Annotated in this window: 22 protein-coding genes; 8 read left to right on the top strand and 14 right to left on the bottom strand. The window is 54.9% G+C overall.

The window, feature by feature from the left end; all coding sequences use genetic code 11:
- Window positions 1-23: 23 nt before the first annotated feature.
- The 4 genes from ACHHZ6_RS17555 to ACHHZ6_RS17540 are packed head-to-tail and all read left to right on the top strand — an operon-like array spanning window position 24 to window position 4070.
- A complete protein-coding gene (locus ACHHZ6_RS17555) occupies window positions 24-1022 on the top strand; it encodes an ABC transporter substrate-binding protein (protein WP_182272451.1) in 999 nt (332 codons plus the stop codon).
- A complete protein-coding gene (locus tag ACHHZ6_RS17550) occupies window positions 1022-2059 on the top strand; it encodes an iron ABC transporter permease (protein ID WP_182918856.1) in 1038 nt (345 codons plus the stop codon). Before ACHHZ6_RS17555 ends, ACHHZ6_RS17550 begins: the two co-directional genes overlap by 1 nt.
- A complete protein-coding gene (locus ACHHZ6_RS17545) occupies window positions 2059-2820 on the top strand; it encodes an ABC transporter ATP-binding protein (RefSeq protein ID WP_182918857.1) in 762 nt (253 codons plus the stop codon). Before ACHHZ6_RS17550 ends, ACHHZ6_RS17545 begins: the two co-directional genes overlap by 1 nt.
- An 11-nt stretch (window positions 2821-2831) precedes the next feature.
- Window positions 2832-4070: an MFS transporter gene (locus tag ACHHZ6_RS17540; protein WP_182918858.1), complete on the top strand. Its 1239-nt coding sequence runs from the start codon at window positions 2832-2834 to the stop codon at window positions 4068-4070.
- Between the two features lie 4 nt (window positions 4071-4074).
- Here ACHHZ6_RS17540 and ACHHZ6_RS17535 read toward each other — a convergent pair whose 3' ends face one another.
- Window positions 4075-4419: a nitrous oxide-stimulated promoter family protein gene (locus ACHHZ6_RS17535; RefSeq protein ID WP_182272455.1), complete on the bottom strand. Its 345-nt coding sequence runs from the start codon at window positions 4417-4419 to the stop codon at window positions 4075-4077.
- Between the two features lie 175 nt (window positions 4420-4594).
- Between ACHHZ6_RS17535 and ACHHZ6_RS17530 the strand changes: the two genes are divergently transcribed.
- The gene (locus ACHHZ6_RS17530) at window positions 4595-4825 is read left to right on the top strand and encodes a SymE family type I addiction module toxin (protein WP_182918859.1); all 231 of its coding nucleotides are present in this window, start codon (window positions 4595-4597) and stop codon (window positions 4823-4825) included.
- 113 nt (window positions 4826-4938) lie between these two features.
- A complete protein-coding gene (gene mutS / locus ACHHZ6_RS17525; protein WP_395122791.1) occupies window positions 4939-7500 on the top strand; it encodes a DNA mismatch repair protein MutS in 2562 nt (853 codons plus the stop codon).
- A 147-nt stretch (window positions 7501-7647) separates the two neighbouring features.
- Here the strand turns inward: mutS and ACHHZ6_RS17520 are convergent, their stop codons facing one another.
- Window positions 7648-8535: a LysR family transcriptional regulator gene (locus ACHHZ6_RS17520; RefSeq protein WP_182272458.1), complete on the bottom strand. Its 888-nt coding sequence runs from the start codon at window positions 8533-8535 to the stop codon at window positions 7648-7650.
- Window positions 8536-8644: 109 nt separating this feature from the next.
- Between ACHHZ6_RS17520 and ACHHZ6_RS17515 the strand changes: the two genes are divergently transcribed.
- Both ACHHZ6_RS17515 and ACHHZ6_RS17510 read left to right on the top strand, forming a co-directional pair.
- Window positions 8645-9847 (top strand): MFS transporter, encoded by a 1203-nt coding sequence (locus ACHHZ6_RS17515; protein WP_196390428.1) that lies wholly within the window; start codon window positions 8645-8647, stop codon window positions 9845-9847.
- A complete protein-coding gene (locus ACHHZ6_RS17510) occupies window positions 9844-10221 on the top strand; it encodes a DUF4440 domain-containing protein (RefSeq protein ID WP_182272460.1) in 378 nt (125 codons plus the stop codon). Before ACHHZ6_RS17515 ends, ACHHZ6_RS17510 begins: the two co-directional genes overlap by 4 nt.
- A gap of 52 nt (window positions 10222-10273) precedes the next feature.
- On the opposite strand, the gene rpoS is transcribed toward ACHHZ6_RS17510, so the two are convergent.
- From rpoS to cysD, 12 genes are all read right to left on the bottom strand, one after another.
- Window positions 10274-11266, bottom strand: coding sequence for an RNA polymerase sigma factor RpoS (rpoS, locus tag ACHHZ6_RS17505; RefSeq protein ID WP_013098493.1), 993 nt, complete (start codon window positions 11264-11266; stop codon window positions 10274-10276).
- A 59-nt stretch (window positions 11267-11325) separates the two neighbouring features.
- Window positions 11326-12447 carry a murein hydrolase activator NlpD gene (gene nlpD / locus ACHHZ6_RS17500; protein WP_182918863.1) on the bottom strand — a complete coding sequence of 374 codons (1122 nt, stop codon included), beginning with the start codon at window positions 12445-12447 and terminating at the stop codon, window positions 11326-11328.
- A 116-nt stretch (window positions 12448-12563) separates the two neighbouring features.
- The gene (locus ACHHZ6_RS17495) at window positions 12564-13190 is read right to left on the bottom strand and encodes a protein-L-isoaspartate(D-aspartate) O-methyltransferase (RefSeq protein WP_182272462.1); all 627 of its coding nucleotides are present in this window, start codon (window positions 13188-13190) and stop codon (window positions 12564-12566) included.
- Window positions 13184-13945, bottom strand: coding sequence for a 5'/3'-nucleotidase SurE (surE, locus tag ACHHZ6_RS17490; RefSeq protein WP_182272463.1), 762 nt, complete (start codon window positions 13943-13945; stop codon window positions 13184-13186). Before surE ends, ACHHZ6_RS17495 begins: the two co-directional genes overlap by 7 nt.
- Window positions 13926-14975 carry a tRNA pseudouridine(13) synthase TruD gene (truD, locus tag ACHHZ6_RS17485; RefSeq protein WP_182918864.1) on the bottom strand — a complete coding sequence of 350 codons (1050 nt, stop codon included), beginning with the start codon at window positions 14973-14975 and terminating at the stop codon, window positions 13926-13928. Before truD ends, surE begins: the two co-directional genes overlap by 20 nt.
- Window positions 14972-15451, bottom strand: coding sequence for a 2-C-methyl-D-erythritol 2,4-cyclodiphosphate synthase (gene ispF / locus ACHHZ6_RS17480; protein ID WP_090121043.1), 480 nt, complete (start codon window positions 15449-15451; stop codon window positions 14972-14974). The genes truD and ispF overlap by 4 nt, the downstream gene beginning before the upstream one ends.
- Entirely contained in the window at window positions 15451-16161 is a 711-nt protein-coding gene (gene ispD, locus ACHHZ6_RS17475) for a 2-C-methyl-D-erythritol 4-phosphate cytidylyltransferase (RefSeq protein WP_395122790.1), read from the bottom strand. Before ispD ends, ispF begins: the two co-directional genes overlap by 1 nt.
- A 19-nt stretch (window positions 16162-16180) precedes the next feature.
- The gene (ftsB, locus tag ACHHZ6_RS17470) at window positions 16181-16492 is read right to left on the bottom strand and encodes a cell division protein FtsB (protein ID WP_003862095.1); all 312 of its coding nucleotides are present in this window, start codon (window positions 16490-16492) and stop codon (window positions 16181-16183) included.
- 166 nt (window positions 16493-16658) lie between these two features.
- Window positions 16659-16985: a DUF3561 family protein gene (locus tag ACHHZ6_RS17465; protein ID WP_182272467.1), complete on the bottom strand. Its 327-nt coding sequence runs from the start codon at window positions 16983-16985 to the stop codon at window positions 16659-16661.
- 58 nt (window positions 16986-17043) lie between these two features.
- Window positions 17044-17649, bottom strand: a complete 606-nt coding sequence (cysC, locus tag ACHHZ6_RS17460; protein WP_182272468.1) for an adenylyl-sulfate kinase — start codon at window positions 17647-17649, stop codon at window positions 17044-17046.
- On the bottom strand, window positions 17649-19073 hold the full coding sequence (gene cysN, locus ACHHZ6_RS17455) for a sulfate adenylyltransferase subunit CysN (protein WP_395122789.1): 1425 nt from the start codon (window positions 19071-19073) through the stop codon (window positions 17649-17651). The genes cysC and cysN overlap by 1 nt, the downstream gene beginning before the upstream one ends.
- Before the next feature lie 9 nt (window positions 19074-19082).
- Window positions 19083-19991, bottom strand: coding sequence for a sulfate adenylyltransferase subunit CysD (gene cysD, locus ACHHZ6_RS17450; RefSeq protein WP_040074253.1), 909 nt, complete (start codon window positions 19989-19991; stop codon window positions 19083-19085).

Here is a 19991-nt window from a genome sequence, read left to right as displayed (position 1 = left end):
ATTTTAATGACGGGGAGCGTTTAATGAAAAAAATCATCTGCGCGTTAAGCCTGGCGTTTGCGTCAGCCAGTTCTGCTCTGGCAACCACGTACCCTCTGACGATTGAAAACTGCGGGTATAAAGAGACATTTACTAAAGCCCCTGAGCGGGTGGTTGCTCTCGGTCAGAATACCGTCGAGATTTTGCTGCTGTTAGGCCTGCAAAATAACATTACCGCCAGTGCGTTTTGGCCGACCAAAGTTCTGCCGCAGCTGGCTGAACAAAATGCAAAAATCAAAACGCTGACGGTAGAAATCCCCACCCTTGAATCAATCCTTGCGCAAAACCCTGATTTTGTTCCTGCACAACTCCCTCTCTTACTGGGGCCAGAAAGCAAGGTGGCAAAACGTGAAGATTTGGCCACCGTCGGCGTAAACAGCTATTTATCTCCGGGGATGTGTGCGACCAAAAAAGCCGCAGGTGATATGTACGGCAGCCGTCAAAAGCTGTGGAATATGACCTTGCTCTATAAAGAGATTGAAGATTTCGCGGCAATCTTTAACGTGCAATCTCGTGGCGAAGCACTGATTGCCGATTTCAAAAAACGTGAGAATGACCTGCGTAAAACGTTCAGTAAGAATAAAAAGGATCTCTCTTTTGTCTTCTGGTTCTCCAGTTCTTCCCCTTCTGCTGATGCTTACGTAGGCGGAAAAAACAGCGCCTCTGGGTTTATCGCCAACGTTCTCGGTGGACATAACGCCATCACCTCCGAAACCGAATGGCCGACGGTGGGCTGGGAAAGCATTATCGCCGCGAACCCCGATGTGATCGTGGTCTCCAGCCTGGATCGTAACCGTTGGGCGCTTGATAATGCTGAAGAAAAAATCAAATTCCTGAAAAGTGATCCTGCCGTCAGCCAGCTGGATGCAGTGAAAAAAGGTCATATTGTGGTGATGGATGGTCAGGCGATGAACCCGACAATCCGCACGATTTACGGGGCTGAACAAGTGGGTGAACAGCTCAGAAAACTGGGGCTGAACTGATGACGACGGCCGTTATTCAGGCGCGACAGGGACTGCTCCTGACCACCTCGTGTTTGCTCGCAACAGTACTGTTGTTCGTGGTCATTGCCCTGAGTGTCAGCGTCGGCGAACTTTCGATCCCGCTGCAAAACGTCTTTTACACCGTCAGCAATAAAATCGGCCTGACCGATGTTCCCCTCAACCGCATCTACGAGAGCGTGATTTGGGACTTCCGCCTGAGCCGCGCCCTGGTGGCGGCATGCTGTGGTGCTGGTCTGGCCATCTGCGGAGCAGTGCTGCAAAGCCTGTTGAAGAACGCACTGGCTGAGCCCTACGTGCTCGGCGTTTCTGCGGGAGCATCAACAGGTGCGGTTTCTGTGGTCGTATTGGGTATTGGTACCGGTGCGGTTTCTCTCTCCGCGGGCGCATTTGCCGGGGCATTTGCCGCCTTTGTTTTTGTCGCCTTCCTGACCAACGGCGCACGCGGCGGCAATGAACGCACCATTCTGGCGGGCGTTGCCGCGTCGCAGCTCTTCAACGCGATCACCGCTTACACCATCAGTACCTCTGCCAGTGCTCAGCAGGCACGTGATGTGATGTTCTGGCTGCTGGGGAGTTTCAGCGGTGTAAGATGGCCTGAGTTTCAACTGATTCTGGTGGTGGTACCGATTGGGCTTGCCGTTTGCCTCTACTATTCCCGCGCACTGGATGCCTTTACCTTTGGTGATGATGCCGCCGCCTCTCTGGGTATTGCCGTGCCCTGGGTACGCCTGATCCTCTTTACCACCACTGCACTCATCACCGCGACTATCGTCAGCATGGCTGGCTCTATCGGCTTTGTGGGGCTGGTTGTGCCGCACGTCATGCGCTTCTTCTTCGGCCCGCTGCACCGCACGTTGCTGATTGCCAGTGCACTGGCCGGGGCGGTCCTGATGGTGTTGGCGGATATCGCCTCTCGCATACTGATTGCACCGCAAAGCCTTCCCGTTGGCGTGGTGACGGCTCTGGTTGGCGTACCTTTCTTTGCCGTGATTATCTACCGCTCAAGGAATAAGTGATGAGTATCTCCGCTGAAAATATTACCTGGAAGGTCGGTAAAAAGGTCATCGTCAATAATGTCTCGCTGAACGTTTCCCGGGGAGAAACAGTCGGGCTACTTGGTCCCAATGGCTGTGGTAAGTCCTCTCTTTTGCGCATTCTGGCAGGCCTGCGTCGCCCGGATACCGGTAGCGTGACGCTGGATGGGCAAAACATTGCCCGCATCGCCAAAAAACAGCTGGCACGCCGGGTGGCATTCGTTGAACAACACAGCATGACTGATGCCAACATGCGGGTTCGTGATGTGGTAAAACTTGGTCGTATACCGCATCACTCTCCTTTCTCGAACTGGAGCACGCATGATGACGAGGCCGTCACCGCGGCTCTGCAGAGGGTGGATATGCAGGGAAAAAGTGACCAGGGCTGGCTGAGCCTGTCCGGAGGGGAGCGTCAGCGCGTGCATATTGCCCGCGCACTGGCGCAGACACCCACCGAAATCCTGCTGGATGAACCGACTAACCACCTGGACATTCATCACCAGATACAATTAATGCACCTGATCAGCGAGTTACCGGTGACCAGCATTGTGGCTCTCCACGACCTCAACCACGCCTCGATGTTCTGTGATTCGTTGATTGTGATGCAGAAAGGGCAAATTGTCGCCACAGGCACGCCGCAGGAGATCTTATCCGAGGAATTGCTTTGGGATGTGTTCAGGGTGAAAACCAAAATTGAGATCTCCCCGTACCACGGCAAAAAGCACATTCATTTTATCGTTTAGGGTCAGGCTGCATGTCTCTGTTCTCCCTGCGTTCTGCTACAACGCTCTGGCCGCCCGTTTTATTGGGTAGCCAGTTCGTATTTAATATTGGTTTTTACGCAGTTGTTCCCTTCCTGGCGATATTTTTACGCGACGATATGTTGCTCTCTGGCGGGCTTATCGGGCTGGTGCTGGGGTTACGCACGTTCTCCCAACAGGGTATGTTTATCGTTGGTGGAGCGCTCTCTGACAAATATGGCGCAAAGATCGTTATCCTCTGCGGCTGCATTATTCGCGTGGCGGGTTATCTCCTGCTGGCATGCGGACAATCCCTGTTTCCCATCATTCTGGGAGCGTGCCTGACGGGTATCGGGGGGGCACTGTTCTCTCCCTCCATTGAAGCCCTGCTGGCAAAAACGGGGACACAAAGCGAAGCAAAGGGAAAACGGAGCCGGGCAGAGTGGTTTGCTCTTTTTGCCGTGTGCGGTGAACTTGGAGCGGTCCTGGGCCCGGTTGCCGGCGCGCTGCTGACAGGGCTGGGCTTCCGTCAGGTGGCGCTGGCAGGTGCTGGAGTGTTTGTCATTGCGCTCGTTGTGCTGTACTTCTGCCTTCCTGCCACACCCCACAGCAAACAGGTACTAAAGGTGCTTCCCTGGTGGACGACCTTCCGCCAGCCGCGCTTTGTCGCCTTTATCATTGCCTATAGCTCGTGGCTTTTGAGCTATAACCAGCTCTATCTGGCGTTGCCGGTAGAGATCCAGCGTTCAGGTGGCAGCGAGCAAGATCTCGGTCCTCTCTTTATGCTGGCTTCAGTACTGATTATCGCTTTTCAGCTTCCGCTGGCGCGCTTCGCCCGACGCGTGGGTGCCATCAGGATCTTACCGGTGGGTTTTTTGCTGCTCGCCGCCGCCTTTGCGAGCGTCTCCCTGTTCGCCGCAACAGAGCCGCCGGAAGGCTGGTTACGGTTGTTGCCTTCGGTGTGCCTTGTGACCCTGTTAACGCTGGGCCAAATGCTGCTCGTACCGTCAGCAAAAGACCTGATCCCACACTTTGCCGAAGCGTCAACGCTGGGGGCACACTATGGTGCACTCTCTACCGCCGGGGGCTGCGCAGTGCTGGCGGGGAATCTGTTCTTCGGCCCGCTACTGGATCATGCGCTGGTTCCCTCAACGCAGGCAATTTACCCCTGGCTGCTGCTGGCGTTATTTCCTTTTTGTAGCGCACTTGCGTTACCCGTGATTTGCCGTTCAATACGACCTTCCCGGACGTAACGGACTACTTTTTCTGACGATATTTTTCCGGCAATTCCGGTACCGGACGGCGATCGTCAATCAGATGGCGAATCGTCAGAATGGGGTGACGCCACAGCATGCGTGGCCCTGCCCAGCGCATAACCTGCTTCATTTCCTCACGTCTGGCGGGCTGGTAGCAGTGTACCGGACACTGTTTACAGGCTGGTTTTTCCTCACCAAAGACGCATTTATCCAGACGCTTATCCGCATAGGCATTAAGTGCCTGATAGTACCCTTCTTCCTGTGAAGCCTGTGGGCACCGTTTTTCATACAGGGCGATCATTTTGGCGATCGTCTCTTTTTCTCGTGCGATGCGTTTATCAGACATGACGGGTCACCGAATAATAAAGTGCATTTATAATACCATTTATCCCTTGCGGTTTCAGTCGTTGCATTTCGTTTTCTGAAGACGCCTTCCAGTTTTAACCCCGCCCCTCATGACTTTTACTGGTATTTTATACAGGTATCAGAAACACACTTTGCCCGTATCTACCGGAGACCGTATGCAACAGATCGCTATCGCCAAACCCTATCGTCATTTAAAAGTCGGCTATTTCAGAAAACGTCACGAGGACCGCAAGACTAAAATCCCGACACATTACAGCGTGCATGCTGCTTTAAGCTTAAAAGGGGACTGGCTTGAACAAGCCGGATTTACCACAAATTCGCAGGTTCGGGTGGGTGTTGAGCATGGAAAAATCATCATCGAGTTAATGCCGGAAGGCGTCTCGTAAAGTCGTGACATTTTTCTGCGCCACACCTTTTTTTCATGCGACAATAGAGGGAACTAACGGCCACTGAGCCGCTCAAAGCGTAATATTATCAAAGAAATGGATATCATAACTCCATGACCACAATCGACAATTTCGACGCACATACGCCGATGATGCAGCAGTATCTGAAGCTGAAAGCACAACACCCGGAAATCTTGCTGTTTTACCGTATGGGCGATTTTTACGAGCTCTTTTATGACGATGCCAGACGCGCGTCGCAGTTGCTCGATATCTCCCTGACCAAACGTGGCGCATCGGCAGGTGAGCCTATCCCGATGGCGGGTATCCCCCATCACGCGGTAGAAAACTACCTGGCAAAGCTGGTGAACCAGGGCGAATCCGTGGCGATCTGCGAGCAGATTGGCGATCCAGCCACCTCAAAAGGCCCGGTTGAACGCAAAGTTGTGCGCATTGTCACGCCAGGCACCATCAGTGACGAAGCCCTGCTGCAGGAGCGCCAGGATAACCTGCTGGCAGCGCTGTGGCAGGATAGTAAAGGATTTGGCTACGCCACGCTGGATATCAGCTCCGGACGTTTTCGCCTGAGCGAACCGGCTGACCGCGAAACCATGGCGGCCGAATTGCAACGCACAAACCCGGCAGAGCTGCTCTATGCCGAAGATTTCGCCGAAATGGCACTCATTGAAGGCCGCCGTGGCCTGCGTCGCCGCCCGCTATGGGAATTCGAAATTGATACCGCGCGCCAGCAGTTGAACCTGCAGTTTGGCACGCGCGATCTGATTGGCTTTGGCGTGGAAAATGCCCCACGCGGGCTGTGTGCAGCTGGCTGCCTGCTACAGTATGTGAAAGATACCCAACGCACGGCGCTGCCGCATATCCGCTCGATTACAATGGAACGTCAGCAGGACAGCATCATCATGGATGCTGCGACGCGCCGTAACCTGGAGATCACCCAGAATCTGGCTGGTGGTGTGGAAAATACCCTCGCCTCGGTGCTCGATAACACGGTTACCCCAATGGGCAGCCGCATGCTTAAGCGTTGGCTGCATATGCCGATTCGCGATACCGATACACTGACCAGCCGCCAGCAGACCATTGCCGCTTTGCAGGATCGCTATACTGAGCTGCAGCCCGTGCTGCGCCAGGTCGGCGATCTGGAACGTATTCTTGCTCGTCTGGCACTGCGTACGGCTCGCCCACGCGATCTCGCGCGTATGCGTCATGCCTTCCAGCAGCTACCGGAACTGCGTGCCCAGCTTGGTGACGTAGCCAGCGCGCCAGTACAGAAGCTGCGCGAAACAATGGGAGAGTTTACCGGGCTTCGCGAATTGCTGGAGCGCGCCATCATTGATGCGCCTCCGGTTCTGGTTCGTGATGGCGGCGTAATTGCACCAGGCTACAACGAAGAGCTGGATGAATGGCGCGCGCTGGCAGACGGTGCAACAGACTACCTTGATAAGCTGGAAATCCGCGAGCGTGAACGTCTGGGGCTGGACACCCTGAAGGTAGGTTATAACGCGATACACGGTTACTACATTCAGATCAGCCGTGGACAAAGCCATCTGGCACCTATCCACTATGTTCGTCGACAAACGCTGAAAAATGCCGAGCGCTATATCATTCCTGAGCTGAAAGAGTATGAGGACAAAGTTCTCACCTCGAAAGGCAAAGCCCTGGCGCTGGAAAAACAGCTTTATGACGAGCTGTTCGACATGCTGATGCCACACCTTGCTGAGCTGCAATTAAGCGCCGGTGCACTGGCTGAACTGGATGTGCTGGTAAACCTGGCAGAACGCGCAGAGACGCTGAACTACACCTGCCCAACCTTTACCGATAAACCCGGTATTCGCATTACCGAGGGTCGACATCCAGTGGTCGAGCGCGTGCTGAACGAGCCGTTCATTGCTAACCCACTAAGCCTGTCACCGCAAAGAAGAATGCTGATCATCACCGGTCCAAACATGGGCGGTAAAAGTACCTATATGCGCCAGACTGCGCTCATCGCCCTGCTCGCCGGGATCGGTAGCTACGTTCCAGCGCAAAAAGTGGAGATTGGCCCAATCGATCGTATCTTCACCCGTGTGGGCGCTGCAGACGATCTGGCAAGCGGGCGTTCAACCTTTATGGTGGAAATGACCGAAACCGCCAACATCCTGCATAACGCAACCGAGTACAGTCTGGTGTTGATGGACGAAGTTGGACGCGGAACGTCAACCTATGACGGACTGTCGCTGGCGTGGGCATGTGCCGAAAGCCTGGCGAATAAAATCAAGGCCATGACGCTGTTTGCAACCCACTATTTCGAACTGACACAGTTGCCAGAGAAGATGGAAGGCGTGGCAAACGTTCATCTTGATGCACTGGAACACAGTGATACCATCGCCTTTATGCACACGGTGCAGGACGGTGCGGCAAGCAAGAGCTATGGCCTGGCCGTCGCAGCGCTGGCGGGCGTGCCGAAAGAGGTGATCAAGCGCGCGCGGCAGAAATTGCGTGAGCTGGAAAGTTTGTCACCCAATGCCGCAGCCACACAGATTGACGGTACACAGATGTCATTGCTGGCTCCTGCAGAAGAAACCTCTCCCGCAGTCGAAGCGCTGGAGAATCTCGACCCGGATTCACTGACACCGCGTCAGGCGCTGGAGTGGATTTACCGGCTGAAGAGTTTGGTTTAGTCCTTTGTCGTCTGGGCCCGGTGGCGCTCACGCTTACCGGGCTTTTTTCAGCGCTTCAGCAATCAGGTTGATGAGGTATTTTCAGGACGCCTTAACAAAGTAAAGCAGGTGCGAGTTTTCGGCACTTATCAAAAAGATGCGCCCCGATTAATTAACCCTCATGCGCATAAAATCGATAAATGTCCGCACTTTCGCAGGCACATGCTGGGCATCAGGATACACCGCGTAGATACCCTGCCGTGCAAAACGGTATCCCGGTAAAACCGATACCAGTTTTCCCGCATCAAGAGCATTTCGAACCAGCCACTCCGGAAGTAGCGCCACACCGCTTCCTGCCAGAGCAAAGGCCATCAGCGCCTGAGCACTGTCCGCAAACAAACGCGGTGCTTTTTTTATCTCCAGGGTGGCTGACGCCCCCCGTGCATCTTTCACCTGCCAGTGCAGCGGCGAGGCCAGGCGCTCGTGAATAATCCAGTCTGCTTCAGCCAGCTGTTCCAGCGATTCAACCGGATGGTCAAGCAGCCAACGAGGCGTCGCAACGGGCAGGATGGAAAAGTGGGTAATCAATGCGGCGTGATAACGTGAATCTGCGAGGGTTCCCAGTCTGATGGCGACATCAAAGCGTTCAGAGATAAGGTCGGCATGCAGAGACGACGAGACATGACGTATGCGCAGGCTCGGGTGTAGCTGGCTGAACCCGGCCAGCAAAGGTATCACGATCTGCGAACCGTACTCGGGCGTAGTGGTGATCCGCAATTCCCCCGTAAGCCCGGCATGGTTTGCGCGGACATCATCCCGCAATCGCTCTGCATCCTTTAAAAGCGCCACGCTACGTTGATGAAAAAGCGCCCCTGCCTCGGTTAACCTCAGGCGACGGGTAGATCGCAGCAACAACGTTACGCCCAGCTCATCTTCAAGCTGGCGAATATTGAAACTGACGACAGCTTTTGTCAGCCCCATCGCATCTGCTGCGGCAGTGAAACTGCCTGTGTCCGCTACCGCAACAAACATCGCCGTACGCTGTAAATTAATCATTATCAGCCTTGAGAACTGTCAAAATAATTTTGACAGAATATCTCAGTTTGTCGTGTTTATCAGCACATTAAGGAACGCTACGATCCGCCTCCTCACCGGAGGATCTACCATGACGTATCGCAGCAAAGTCGCAGTTGTCTATCTGCTGGGCTTTTTTCTTGATCTGATTAATATGTTTATCGCCAGCGTCGCTTTTCCGGCAATGGCTCACGCCTTTAACACCACGCCTTCAGCACTTTCCTGGGTCAGTAACGGGTACATTGCCGGTCTGACACTGGTGATCCCCTTCAGCACCGTGCTGACGCGCCGCATCGGGCCAAAGCGCGTTATCCTGCTTTCACTTTTTCTGTTCAGCGCAGCCTCTGCTGCAGCGGGCCTGTCATCCTCGCTGGAGAGCCTGATTGTCTGGCGAGTGCTGCAGGGGATTGGGGGTGGTTTGCTGATCCCGGTTGGACAGGCACTGACATGGCAACAATTTAAGCCCCACGAGCGCGCCAGACTCTCTTCAGCGGTCATGCTGGTTGCGTTGCTTGCCCCCGCTTGCTCACCCGCTATTGGGGGACTGCTGGTTCAGGCATTAAGCTGGCGCTGGATATTTTTCGCCACGCTCCCGGTTGCCATCGTGACCTTTGCTTTGGCCTGCCTGTGGCTTAAACACGAAATGCCACCGATGAAAGCAACCAGGCTGCTAAACCTGCCTTTGCTGACGGACCCGCTTTTACGTTTTTCCATGCTGGTCTATTTATGTGTCCCCGGCATGTTTATCGGGGTGAACGTCACGGGCATGTTTTATCTTCAGAGCGAGGCCAATATGACACCAGCCGCAACGGGGATGCTTATGTTGCCGTGGTCTGTGGCATCGTTTATAGCCATCACGGCGACAGGACGCTATTTTAACCGTATCGGACCCCGGCCGCTGATTGTCCTCGGTTGCCTTTTGCAGGCAACGGGCATTCTGCTTTTGATTAACGCCAGTTCGGCAATGCTGTTACCTGCCGTTGCGTTTACCTTGATGGGCGCAGGCGGAAGCCTTTGCAGCAGTACGGCTCAGAGTAGCGCTTTTTTGACGACGCACCAGGAAGATATGCCGGATGCCAGCGCGCTGTGGAATCTTAATCGACAGTTAAGCTTTTTTGCAGGAGCCCTGTTGCTGGCGCAGGCGCTGAACCTGGCGCTGGCCTGGCTGACGCCGCTCGCCGCGTGGCACGGGATGTTTATTTTTGCTGCAGGCATCACCTTACTGCCTGTACTGTATGTTTTTCGTCTTAACAATACGCAGGTGCTAACCCAGCTGCGACAGGAGAATTCATGACGCCTTTCGAACACGAAATTATCGACCTCCACATTGCGCTTGAAAACTGGTTAGGCAAAGGCGAAGGCGATCCCAGCGCCCTGCTCACCCGTTTCCGGCCAGATTTTCTGATGATCCCACCGGGTGGGGCACATTTCGACTATCAAGCCCTTGCCAGTTTCCTGGACAGTCAGCGCGGAAGCCGTCCCGGTCTGAAGATCGTCATTGATGAATTAACGACGCTACAAACCTGGAACAACGGCGCAGTGCTTCACTATCGGGAGACGCAAACCCGCCCGGAGCAGCCACTCAACGTGCGCTGGTCAACCGCGGTGCTCAATCAGGAAGGCGATCGGATAACGTGGCGTTTGCTGCACGAAACCGCGCAGCCGTAACACAAAAGAAAAAGGCTCGTCTCACGACGAGCCTTTTTTGACGAATGGTTGCTTACTCGCGGAACAGCGCTTCGATATTCAGCCCTTGCCCCTGCAGGATTTCACGCAGGCGACGCAGACCTTCAACCTGAATCTGGCGGACACGTTCACGGGTCAGGCCAATCTCACGGCCGACGTCTTCCAGTGTCGCAGCTTCATACCCCAGTAAACCGAAACGACGTGCCAGCACTTCACGCTGTTTGGCGTTCAGTTCGAACAGCCATTTGACGATGCTCTGTTTCATGTCATCGTCCTGCGTGGTGTCTTCCGGGCCGTTGTCTTTTTCATCGGCCAGGATGTCCAGCAGCGCTTTTTCGGAGTCGCCACCCAACGGGGTGTCAACTGAGGTAATGCGCTCGTTGAGACGCAGCATACGGCTTACGTCATCAACCGGTTTATCGAGTTGTTCGGCAATCTCTTCCGCACTTGGCTCGTGGTCCAGCTTATGGGACAACTCGCGCGCGGTACGCAGATAGACATTCAACTCTTTGACGATGTGGATTGGCAGGCGGATCGTACGGGTCTGGTTCATAATTGCCCGTTCGATAGTCTGACGAATCCACCAGGTAGCGTAAGTGGAGAAGCGGAACCCACGTTCCGGGTCAAACTTCTCTACTGCGCGGATGAGACCTAAGTTGCCCTCTTCAATCAGATCCAGCAGAGCCAGACCACGATTACCGTAACGACGGGCAATTTTCACGACCAGACGCAAGTTACTTTCAATCATGCGACGGCGCGAGGCAACATCACCACGCAAAGCACGACGTGCGAAATAGACTTCTTCTTCGGCCGTTAACAGTGGGGAGTAACCAATCTCCCCAAGGTAAAGCTGAGTCGCGTCCAGTACACGCTGTGTGGCTCCCTGCGATAACAGCTCTTCTTCAGCCAAATCGTTATCACTGGGTTCCTCTTCTACTAAGGCTTTTTCGTCAAAAGCCTCTGCTCCGTTCTCATCAAATTCCGCATCTTCATTTAAATCATGAACTTTCAGCGTATTCTGACTCATAAGGTGGCTCCTACCCGTGATCCCTGAACAAGACACCCAGGTTGGCATGCCCCGTCAAATTATCGCTGCGGTAGATACTGCAGCGGGTTTACGGATTTCCCCTTGTAACGAATTTCAAAATGCAAGCGTGTAGAACTGGTACCGGTGCTACCCATAGTAGCGATTTTTTGCCCCGCCTTAACTTCTTGTTGTTCCCGGACCAGCATTGTGTCGTTATGGGCGTAGGCACTCAGGTAATCATCGTTATGTTTGATGATAATAAGATTACCGTAACCGCGCAGCGCGTTACCGGCATACACAACGCGCCCATCTGCGGTCGCGATGATAGCCTGTCCCTTACTTCCTGCGATATCGATCCCTTTGTTCCCACCTTCGGTAGAAGAGAAGTTCTCGATAACCTTGCCGTCAGTTGGCCAGCGCCATGCAGAGATAGGCGAACTGGTAGATGAACTGCTGGCAGTCGGTTCGATAGAGCTAACCACAGGTGCCGTAGTCGGTGCTGTGACAGCAGTCGCAGTCCCTTTATTATTCGGCAACATTTTGTTAGCACTCTGATCACCTGAATCTTCAGAATACGTAATTACAGGTTGCGAAGCAACCACCGTGGTGGTTTTTTGTGCAGGTTTAACGCTGTTATTTTGCGCCGTGACATCTGCCGCTGAAACGGTATTGCCCGGCGTGAGCGGTGTGCCCGTGGCGTTGCCGACCTGGAGCGTCTGACCGACTTCCAGTCCATACGGAGCCTGGACATTATTACGCTGAGCCAGGTCGCGGAAATCGTTCCCGGTGATCCACGCAATGTAGAACAGCGTGTCACCACGCTTGACGGTGTACGTACTGCCGCCGGTATAGCTCCCTTTTGGAATGTTCCCATACTGACGGTTATAAACTATGCGCCCATTTTGGGTCTGCACAGGCTGTTGCACTGGCTGAATCTGTGTTGGCTGCGATACCGGTTGCTTAACCGGTTGAATCTGCTGCGTCTGCTGTGTCGTGGAACCCATTTTTGGCGGAGGGGTGATCAACATTCCGCTGGACGTGTTACCCGATCCGCTGTTTCCGCCTACGGAACTCACAGACGCAGGTGCGTTACCAGAATTTGAACAACCTGCCAGCCATAGCGAAACCAGTGATAATGCCGCAACACGGCTGATGGTGAATTTAGGGCTTCCCGCGCTCATTTATCCCCCAGGAATGTGTTAACTACCAGTGACTTAAAAATAACCGTGATGGCTCGAACCTTTCGCGCCACACCATACGCTGAATTTGCCTTAATAACCCTGGATAATTCCGAGTCTCAGGCCAGCTCACCCTTAACGAGTGGGACGAAGCGCACGGCTTCCACGGTATCGATAATAAATTCGCCGCCGCGTCGACGAACGCGCTTCAAAAGCTGCTGCTCGTCCCCCACGGGCAGAACCAGAATGCCCCCTTCATCAAGCTGCGACAACAGTGCCGCAGGGATCTCAGGCGGAGCGGCCGTCACGATGATGGCATCGAATGGGGCTCGTGCCTGCCAACCCTGCCATCCATCACCGTGCCGTGTCGAAACATTATGTAAATCCAGTTGTTTCAGGCGACGACGCGCCTGCCACTGTAAACCTTTAATTCGCTCGACTGAGCAAACATGGTGAACCAGATGCGCCAGGATCGCCGTTTGATACCCCGACCCGGTGCCAATCTCCAGCACGCGGGACTCCGGCGTTAATTCCAGAAGTTCCGTCATGCGTGCCACCATGTAGGGCTGTGAAATCGTCTGGCCCTGCCCGATAGGCAACGCCACGTTTTCCCATGCTTTGTGTTCAAACGCCTCGTCAACAAACTTCTCGCGGGGAACCTGGGCAAGCGCATCCAGCACATGCTCGTCAGTGATCCCCTGAGCGCGTAATTGTTCCAGAAGAGTTTGTACACGTTTGCTTACCATTGCGTGTTCACTCCAACGCGATCCAGCCAACCCGACACGACATCATGCGCGCTATAGGCGGTTAAATCTACGTGCAACGGCGTAACGGAAACGTATCCTTCATCTACGGCGGCAAAATCCGTATCCGGCCCGGCATCGCATTTTTCACCCGGTGGGCCAATCCAGTAGAGCGTATTGCCACGCGGATCCTGCTGCGGGATCACCTGGTCAGCCGGATGACGACTGCCACAGCGCGTCACACGAATGCCTTTGATTTCATTCAGCGGTAGATCGGGAACATTGATGTTAAGAATGCGGCCGGTACGCAGCGGTTCACGGCTCAGCGCCCGAAGAATCGAACAGGTGACTGCCGCCGCTGTGTCGTAATGCTTATGACCGTTAAGCGATACCGCCAGCGCCGGGAACCCCAGATGACGCCCTTCCATCGCGGCCGCCACGGTACCCGAGTAGATAACGTCATCGCCGAGGTTTGGCCCGGCATTGATACCGGACACAACAATATCCGGACGCGGGCGCATCAGCGTATTCACGCCCAGGAACACACAGTCGGTCGGTGTGCCCATCTGCACGGAAATATCACCATTATCAAAGGTAAAGGTGCGAAGCGACGACTCCAGCGTCAATGAGTTAGACGCCCCACTGCGGTTACGATCGGGAGCCACTACCTGCACTTCTGCAAATTCGCGAAGATGTTTCGCCAGCGTCTGAATACCTGGCGCATGGATCCCGTCATCGTTACTCAGCAATATTCGCATAATCACCCGACGTGTTGATAAGTTCCCTGACAACACTGGTGGCAAAGCTACCTGCCGGCAGCCAGAAGCGTAACTCAACGGTCACGTCATCCCACCAGTTCCAGCTCAACTGTTGCGGGTAGAGCAGCATCGCACGGCGTGCCGCTTCGACTTTTTCCCGCACCAGCAATGATTGTAATTCTTGTGCATCTGCCACGGCTGACTGCTCAGCGGCCAGCGCAGCGCCCTGAGGGCCCCACTCGCCCGTACCGGGCAGCGCTGCGGTAATCATCAGCGCTTTGGCGTCCACGCGAGCCTGTACGTCAGCCATCTCTTCAGCCGTCGCCACAAACCAGCTTCCGCGTCCCGCTAATTGTAGCGCATCGCCGACAACAACTTGATTCGCGTCTGGTTTTTTCAGTCGTTCGCTCACAATCTGATTAAACAACGCACTGCGGGCCGCCGACAACCAAAAACTGCGTTTATTCCTGTCACGAACCGGTGCATCGCTTTGCGCCCAGCGCAGTGCGCCCTGCAGGTTACTGCCGCCGATCCCAAAGCGCTGTGCGCCAAAGTAGTTCGGCACGCCCTGCTCGCTGATGGCGTTCAGGCGTTTTTCGACATCATCACGATTAGTGACTTCGCGCAGCACCAGTGTAAAGTCGTTACCTTTCAACGCCCCCAGACGCAGTTTGCGCTTATGGCGGGCATACTCCAGCACCTTACAGCCTTCGAGCTCAAATTGGCTTAAATCAGGCATCGCATTGCCCGGCACGCGCGCGCAAAGCCACTGTTCAGTGACCGCGTGTTTGTCTTTCTGCCCGGCGAAACTCACTTCGCGGGCGTGAATTTTCAGGAATTTCGCCAGCGCGTCGGCTACAAACCGGGTGTTGCAGCCGTTTTTCAGAATGCGTACCAGAATGTGCTCGCCTTCGCCGTCCGGCTCAAAACCTAAATCTTCCACTACGACGAAATCTTCAGGACTGGCTTTCAGCAGGCCGTTCCCCTGCGGTTTACCATGCAGGTACGTCAGGTCATCGAAATCGGTCATTTGGCCGCCTTCAGCAGCAGCGCCACGGCTTCACAGGCAATGCCTTCGCCACGGCCAGTAAACCCAAGTTTCTCAGTGGTGGTCGCTTTGACGTTGACGTCATCCATGTGGCAACCCAGATCTTCGGCAATAAACACGCGCATCTGTGGAATATGGGGCAGCATTTTGGGAGCCTGGGCGATGATCGTCACGTCAACGTTGCCCAGGGTGTAACCTTTAGCCTGAATACGACGCCAGGCTTCGCGCAGCAGCGCACGGCTGTCAGCCCCTTTAAACGCCGGGTCGGTGTCCGGGAACAGCTTGCCGATATCACCCAGCGCGGCAGCTCCGAGCAACGCGTCGGTTAAGGCATGCAGCGCCACGTCGCCATCAGAATGCGCCAGCAGACCTTTTTCATAAGGAATGCGTACGCCGCCAATGATAATTGGGCCTTCTCCGCCAAAGGCGTGTACATCAAAACCATGTCCAATTCGCATTATGCCTTCTCCTGATGGGTCGAACGGGTAAGATAGAATTCCGCAAGCTGTAAATCTTCCGGGCGCGTCACTTTTATATTATCAGCGCGCCCTTCAACAAGCTCAGGATGAAAACCGCAATACTCCAGCGCCGAGGCTTCGTCCGTAATGGTCGCACCTTCTTTAAGCGCACGCGTTAAGCAGTTGTGGAGTAACTCGCGGGGGAAAAATTGTGGCGTCAGCGCGTGCCATAAATCGACGCGCTCAACGGTATGAGCAATGGCCAGTTTGCCCGGTTCGGCACGCTTCATGGTGTCGCGCACGGGTGCAGCCAGAATGCCGCCCACCTTGCTGGTTTCGCTAATTGCCAACAGGCGCGCCAGGTCATCCTGGTGCAGGCACGGGCGTGCGGCATCGTGCACCAGAACCCACTGCGCATCTTTGGCAGCCTGAATGCCCGCCAGCACGGAGTCGGCGCGCTCGGCACCACCATCAACAACCGTTATCTGAGGATGATTTGCCAGCGGCAGTTGCGCGAAACGGGCATCACCCGGGCTGATGGCGATGACCACGCGCGTCACCCGTGGATGCGCCAGCAGCGCCGCCACGGAGTGCTCAAGGATCGTTTTATCACCAATAGAAAGGTATTGCTTGGGACATTCTGTCTGCATGCGCCGGCCAAAACCCGCAGCCGGCACCACGGCGCATACGTCCGAAAAAGTTACTGCCATGTCGTAATCCTGGGCCTGATTATCGATTATTCTGTGCTGAGCCCTGATTGCGTTTAGACGCATCCGGAACCAGACGATAAAAGGTTTCGCCCGGCTTAGTCATACTGAGTTCATTACGTGCGCGTTCCTCAATCGCCTCTTGCCCGCCATTGAGGTCATCAATTTCAGCAAAGAGTTGATCGTTTCGCGCCTTAAGTTTGGCGTTTGTTGCCTGCTGAGCCGCGACGTCATCGCTCACCCGGCTATAGTCGTGCAGCCCGTTCTTACCGAACCACAGCGAATATTGCAGCCAGACCAGCAAAGCCAGCAACAGCAGCGTTAGTTTACCCATCCTGCCCCCTGAAAAACGGCATCATCATCCCAAAACGCCCCCAGGACTCTACGCCGGGGTAACAGAGATGCCGCAACATCGCGGGCAAATGTACCACATTTTTTCCGCAGAATCGCCCTGCACAATATTGTCACACAGTTGGTTACGGTTTGAATTATGGCTGAACTTAGCCCATGAGCCACAAAAATAACAGCCCAAACATCAGAACCACCGTCACAATCGTGACCACGGTACTGTACAGGAGTTTGCCATTGAGTAGCGAATGCAGCGCAATGCCAACGACAACCGCCACGGGCATCAGCGCCAGGAAAAAAGGCCAGGTGTAGAGGAAGAAAAACAGCGTGTTACCGCCGTAGATAAGAAAAGGGATACCCAGCGCCAGTAACCACGAGGCGAAGCCGACGATGGCCCCAGGAAATGACCAGGTCGTCTCGTCGTCGGTCGATAACGGCTCCGACCCGGTGGTGATAATGTAGTTTTCGCTGTTGCGCATAGCTAATCCTGTGACCATGACTCACCGCTCGGGAAAACTGCCCCCGAACGATACCGCCTCAGGATCTGATAATATCGTCCCGTTTGAGCAGATCTAATAATTGGCTTACTAAATTTGTTACCAATTGTTGACCTTCCAGGTGAATTTCAGGCGATTCAGGCGCTTCATATACCGCATCAATACCGGTGAAGTTCCGCAGCTCGCCCGCGCGGGCTTTCTTATAAAGCCCTTTGGGATCGCGCGCTTCGCAAACCGCCAGCGGGGTATCAACAAACACCTCGATAAAGCGATCCTGACCTACGCGCTCGCGCACCATCTGGCGCTCGGCGCGATGAGGTGAGATAAACGCGGTCAGCACTACCAGCCCGGCATCCGCCATCAGGCTGGCAACCTCCCCCACCCGACGGATATTTTCTTTGCGGTCTTCGTCGCTAAACCCTAAATCACTGCACAGGCCGTGGCGCACGTTGTCACCATCCAGCAGGTAAGTACTCACCCCTTGCTGGTGTAACGCCTCTTCCAGCGCGCCCGCTACCGTGGATTTACCGGAACCAGACAGCCCGGTAAACCACAGCACAACCCCACGGTGACCGTGGAGTTGCTCGCGCGCTGCGACGGTAACCGGATGAGGATGCCAGACGACGTTCTCATCATGATCGGCCATTATTTGCCTCCCAGCAGATCGCGTGCGCCCCAGTGCGGGAAGTGCTTACGCACCAGCGCGTTCAGCTCCAGCTCAAAGGCGCTGAATTCGGATGGCACGGCGGCCTGGCCGTTGGGCTCGCGCACCATACCGGCCCCGACGGTGACGTTAGAAATCCTGTCGATAAAGATCAGCCCACCGGTGACCGGGTTATGCTGGTATTTATCCAGCACCAGCGGTTCATCAAAGGTCAGATCCACCAGCCCAATCCCGTTCAGCGGCAGTCCGGTGACTTCGCGCTGGGTCAGATTGTTGATGTCCACCTGGAACTGAATGCCGTCCACGCGGGCACGGGTTTTCTTACCCGCAATTTTAATGTCGTAGCTTTGGCCAGCGGCCAGCGGCTGTTCAGCCATCCACACCACATCAACGGCAGCGCCCTGCACCGCCGCCAGCGTTTCGTGAGCATCTACCAGCAGGTCACCCCGGCTGATATCAATCTCATCTTTCAGCACCAGCGTCACCGCTTCACCTGCACCGGCTTCCGACAGATCGCCATCAAAGGTCACGATGCGGGCAATGGCCGATTCCACACCCGACGGCAGCACTTTCACACGCTGGCCAACCTTCACGCTACCGGAAGCAAGCGTGCCGGAGAAGCCGCGGAAATCAAGGTTCGGACGGTTAACGTACTGCACCGGGAAGCGCATCGGCTGAGTGTCAACCACGCGCTGAATCTCTACGGTTTCCAGCACTTCCAGCAGCGTCGGGCCACTGTACCACGGCATGTTTTCGCTCTGGGACGCGACATTATCGCCTTCCAGTGCAGAGAGCGGCACAAAGCGAATATCCAGATTACCCGGCAGTTGTTCGACAAAGGTCAGGTAGCTCTGGCGGATCTCCCCGAACTTCTCTTCGCTGAAGTTCACCAGATCCATTTTGTTCACCGCCACCACCAGGTGTTTGATCCCCAACAGCGTGGAGATAAAGCTATGGCGACGGGTTTGATCCAGCACGCCTTTACGGGCGTCGATCAGCAGGATCGCCAGCTCACAGGTGGACGCACCGGTCGCCATGTTACGGGTGTACTGCTCATGCCCCGGGGTGTCGGCAATAATAAATTTGCGCTTCTCTGTGGAGAAATAGCGGTAGGCCACATCAATGGTGATGCCCTGCTCGCGTTCCGCCTGCAGACCATCAACCAGCAGCGCCAGGTCGAGTTTTTCACCCTGGGTGCCGTGACGCTTGCTGTCATTGTGCAGGGACGAGAGCTGATCTTCATAAATCTGGCGCGTGTCGTGCAGCAGACGGCCAATCAGGGTACTTTTCCCGTCATCGACGCTGCCACAGGTCAGAAAACGCAGCAGGCTTTTGTGCTGCTGTGCGTGCAGGTAAGCTTCTACGCCGCCTTCATCAGCAATTTGTTGGGCAATTGTGGTGTTCATGGCGGCTCCTTAGAAATAACCCTGACGTTTCTTCAGCTCCATCGAGCCTGCCTGGTCGCGGTCAATCACGCGGCCCTGTCGCTCACTGGTGGTCGACACCAGCATCTCCTCGATGATCTCCGGCAGCGTCTGCGCGTGAGATTCCACCGCGCCGGTCAGCGGCCAGCAGCCGAGAGTACGGAAACGCACCATCTGTTTTTTGATCACTTCACCCGGCTGCAGGTCAATGCGATCGTCGTCGATCATCATCAGCATGCCATCGCGTTCCAGAACCGGACGTTCTGCCGCCAGATACAGTGGAACGATTTCAATATTTTCCAGATAGATATACTGCCAGATATCCAGCTCGGTCCAGTTAGAAAGCGGGAAGACGCGAATGCTTTCGCCTTTGTTAATCTGGCCGTTGTAGTTGTGCCACAGCTCCGGACGCTGATTTTTCGGGTCCCAGCGGTGGAAACGGTCGCGGAAGGAGTAAATACGCTCTTTGGCACGGGATTTCTCTTCATCACGGCGTGCACCGCCAAAGGCGGCATCAAAACCGTATTTATTCAGCGCCTGCTTCAAGCCTTCGGTTTTCATGATATCGGTATGTTTGGCGCTGCCGTGTACAAACGGGTTAATGCCCATCGCCACCCCTTCCGGGTTTTTATGCACCAGCAGCTCACAACCGTAGGCTTTCGCAGTACGGTCGCGGAATTCATACATCTCGCGGAATTTCCAGCCGGTATCAACGTGCAGCAGCGGGAACGGCAGCGTGCCCGGATAAAACGCTTTACGCGCCAGGTGCAGCATCACGCTGGAATCTTTGCCGATGGAGTACATCATCACCGGGTTAGAGAACTCAGCTGCCACTTCGCGGATAATATGGATACTTTCCGCTTCGAGTTGCCGCAGGTGAGTAAGTCGTTTTTGGTCCAT

The sequence above is a fragment of the Enterobacter cloacae complex sp. 2024EL-00214 genome (genome assembly GCF_043945575.1).
GTDB lineage: Bacteria > Pseudomonadota > Gammaproteobacteria > Enterobacterales > Enterobacteriaceae > Enterobacter > Enterobacter cloacae_P.
The sequence above is the reverse complement of the archived record's forward strand: the minus strand, read 5'-3'. Positions and strand labels throughout refer to the sequence as shown.

Bases quoted from the DNA above. Each gene is read 5' to 3' on its own strand.
- ACHHZ6_RS17555 (WP_182272451.1), top strand. From the start codon at position 24: ATGAAAAAAATCATCTGCGCGTTAAGCCTGGCGTTTGCGTCAGCCAGT.
- ACHHZ6_RS17550 (WP_182918856.1), top strand. From the start codon at position 1,022: ATGACGACGGCCGTTATTCAGGCGCGACAGGGACTGCTCCTGACCACC.
- ACHHZ6_RS17545 (WP_182918857.1), top strand. From the start codon at position 2,059: ATGAGTATCTCCGCTGAAAATATTACCTGGAAGGTCGGTAAAAAGGTC.
- ACHHZ6_RS17540 (WP_182918858.1), top strand. From the start codon at position 2,832: ATGTCTCTGTTCTCCCTGCGTTCTGCTACAACGCTCTGGCCGCCCGTT.
- ACHHZ6_RS17535 (WP_182272455.1), bottom strand. From the start codon at position 4,419: ATGTCTGATAAACGCATCGCACGAGAAAAAGAGACGATCGCCAAAATG.
- ACHHZ6_RS17530 (WP_182918859.1), top strand. From the start codon at position 4,595: ATGCAACAGATCGCTATCGCCAAACCCTATCGTCATTTAAAAGTCGGC.
- mutS (WP_395122791.1), top strand. From the start codon at position 4,939: ATGACCACAATCGACAATTTCGACGCACATACGCCGATGATGCAGCAG.
- ACHHZ6_RS17520 (WP_182272458.1), bottom strand. From the start codon at position 8,535: ATGATTAATTTACAGCGTACGGCGATGTTTGTTGCGGTAGCGGACACA.
- ACHHZ6_RS17515 (WP_196390428.1), top strand. From the start codon at position 8,645: ATGACGTATCGCAGCAAAGTCGCAGTTGTCTATCTGCTGGGCTTTTTT.
- ACHHZ6_RS17510 (WP_182272460.1), top strand. From the start codon at position 9,844: ATGACGCCTTTCGAACACGAAATTATCGACCTCCACATTGCGCTTGAA.
- rpoS (WP_013098493.1), bottom strand. From the start codon at position 11,266: ATGAGTCAGAATACGCTGAAAGTTCATGATTTAAATGAAGATGCGGAA.
- nlpD (WP_182918863.1), bottom strand. From the start codon at position 12,447: ATGAGCGCGGGAAGCCCTAAATTCACCATCAGCCGTGTTGCGGCATTA.
- ACHHZ6_RS17495 (WP_182272462.1), bottom strand. From the start codon at position 13,190: ATGGTAAGCAAACGTGTACAAACTCTTCTGGAACAATTACGCGCTCAG.
- surE (WP_182272463.1), bottom strand. From the start codon at position 13,945: ATGCGAATATTGCTGAGTAACGATGACGGGATCCATGCGCCAGGTATT.
- truD (WP_182918864.1), bottom strand. From the start codon at position 14,975: ATGACCGATTTCGATGACCTGACGTACCTGCATGGTAAACCGCAGGGG.
- ispF (WP_090121043.1), bottom strand. From the start codon at position 15,451: ATGCGAATTGGACATGGTTTTGATGTACACGCCTTTGGCGGAGAAGGC.
- ispD (WP_395122790.1), bottom strand. From the start codon at position 16,161: ATGGCAGTAACTTTTTCGGACGTATGCGCCGTGGTGCCGGCTGCGGGT.
- ftsB (WP_003862095.1), bottom strand. From the start codon at position 16,492: ATGGGTAAACTAACGCTGCTGTTGCTGGCTTTGCTGGTCTGGCTGCAA.
- ACHHZ6_RS17465 (WP_182272467.1), bottom strand. From the start codon at position 16,985: ATGCGCAACAGCGAAAACTACATTATCACCACCGGGTCGGAGCCGTTA.
- cysC (WP_182272468.1), bottom strand. From the start codon at position 17,649: ATGGCCGATCATGATGAGAACGTCGTCTGGCATCCTCATCCGGTTACC.
- cysN (WP_395122789.1), bottom strand. From the start codon at position 19,073: ATGAACACCACAATTGCCCAACAAATTGCTGATGAAGGCGGCGTAGAA.
- cysD (WP_040074253.1), bottom strand. From the start codon at position 19,991: ATGGACCAAAAACGACTTACTCACCTGCGGCAACTCGAAGCGGAAAGT.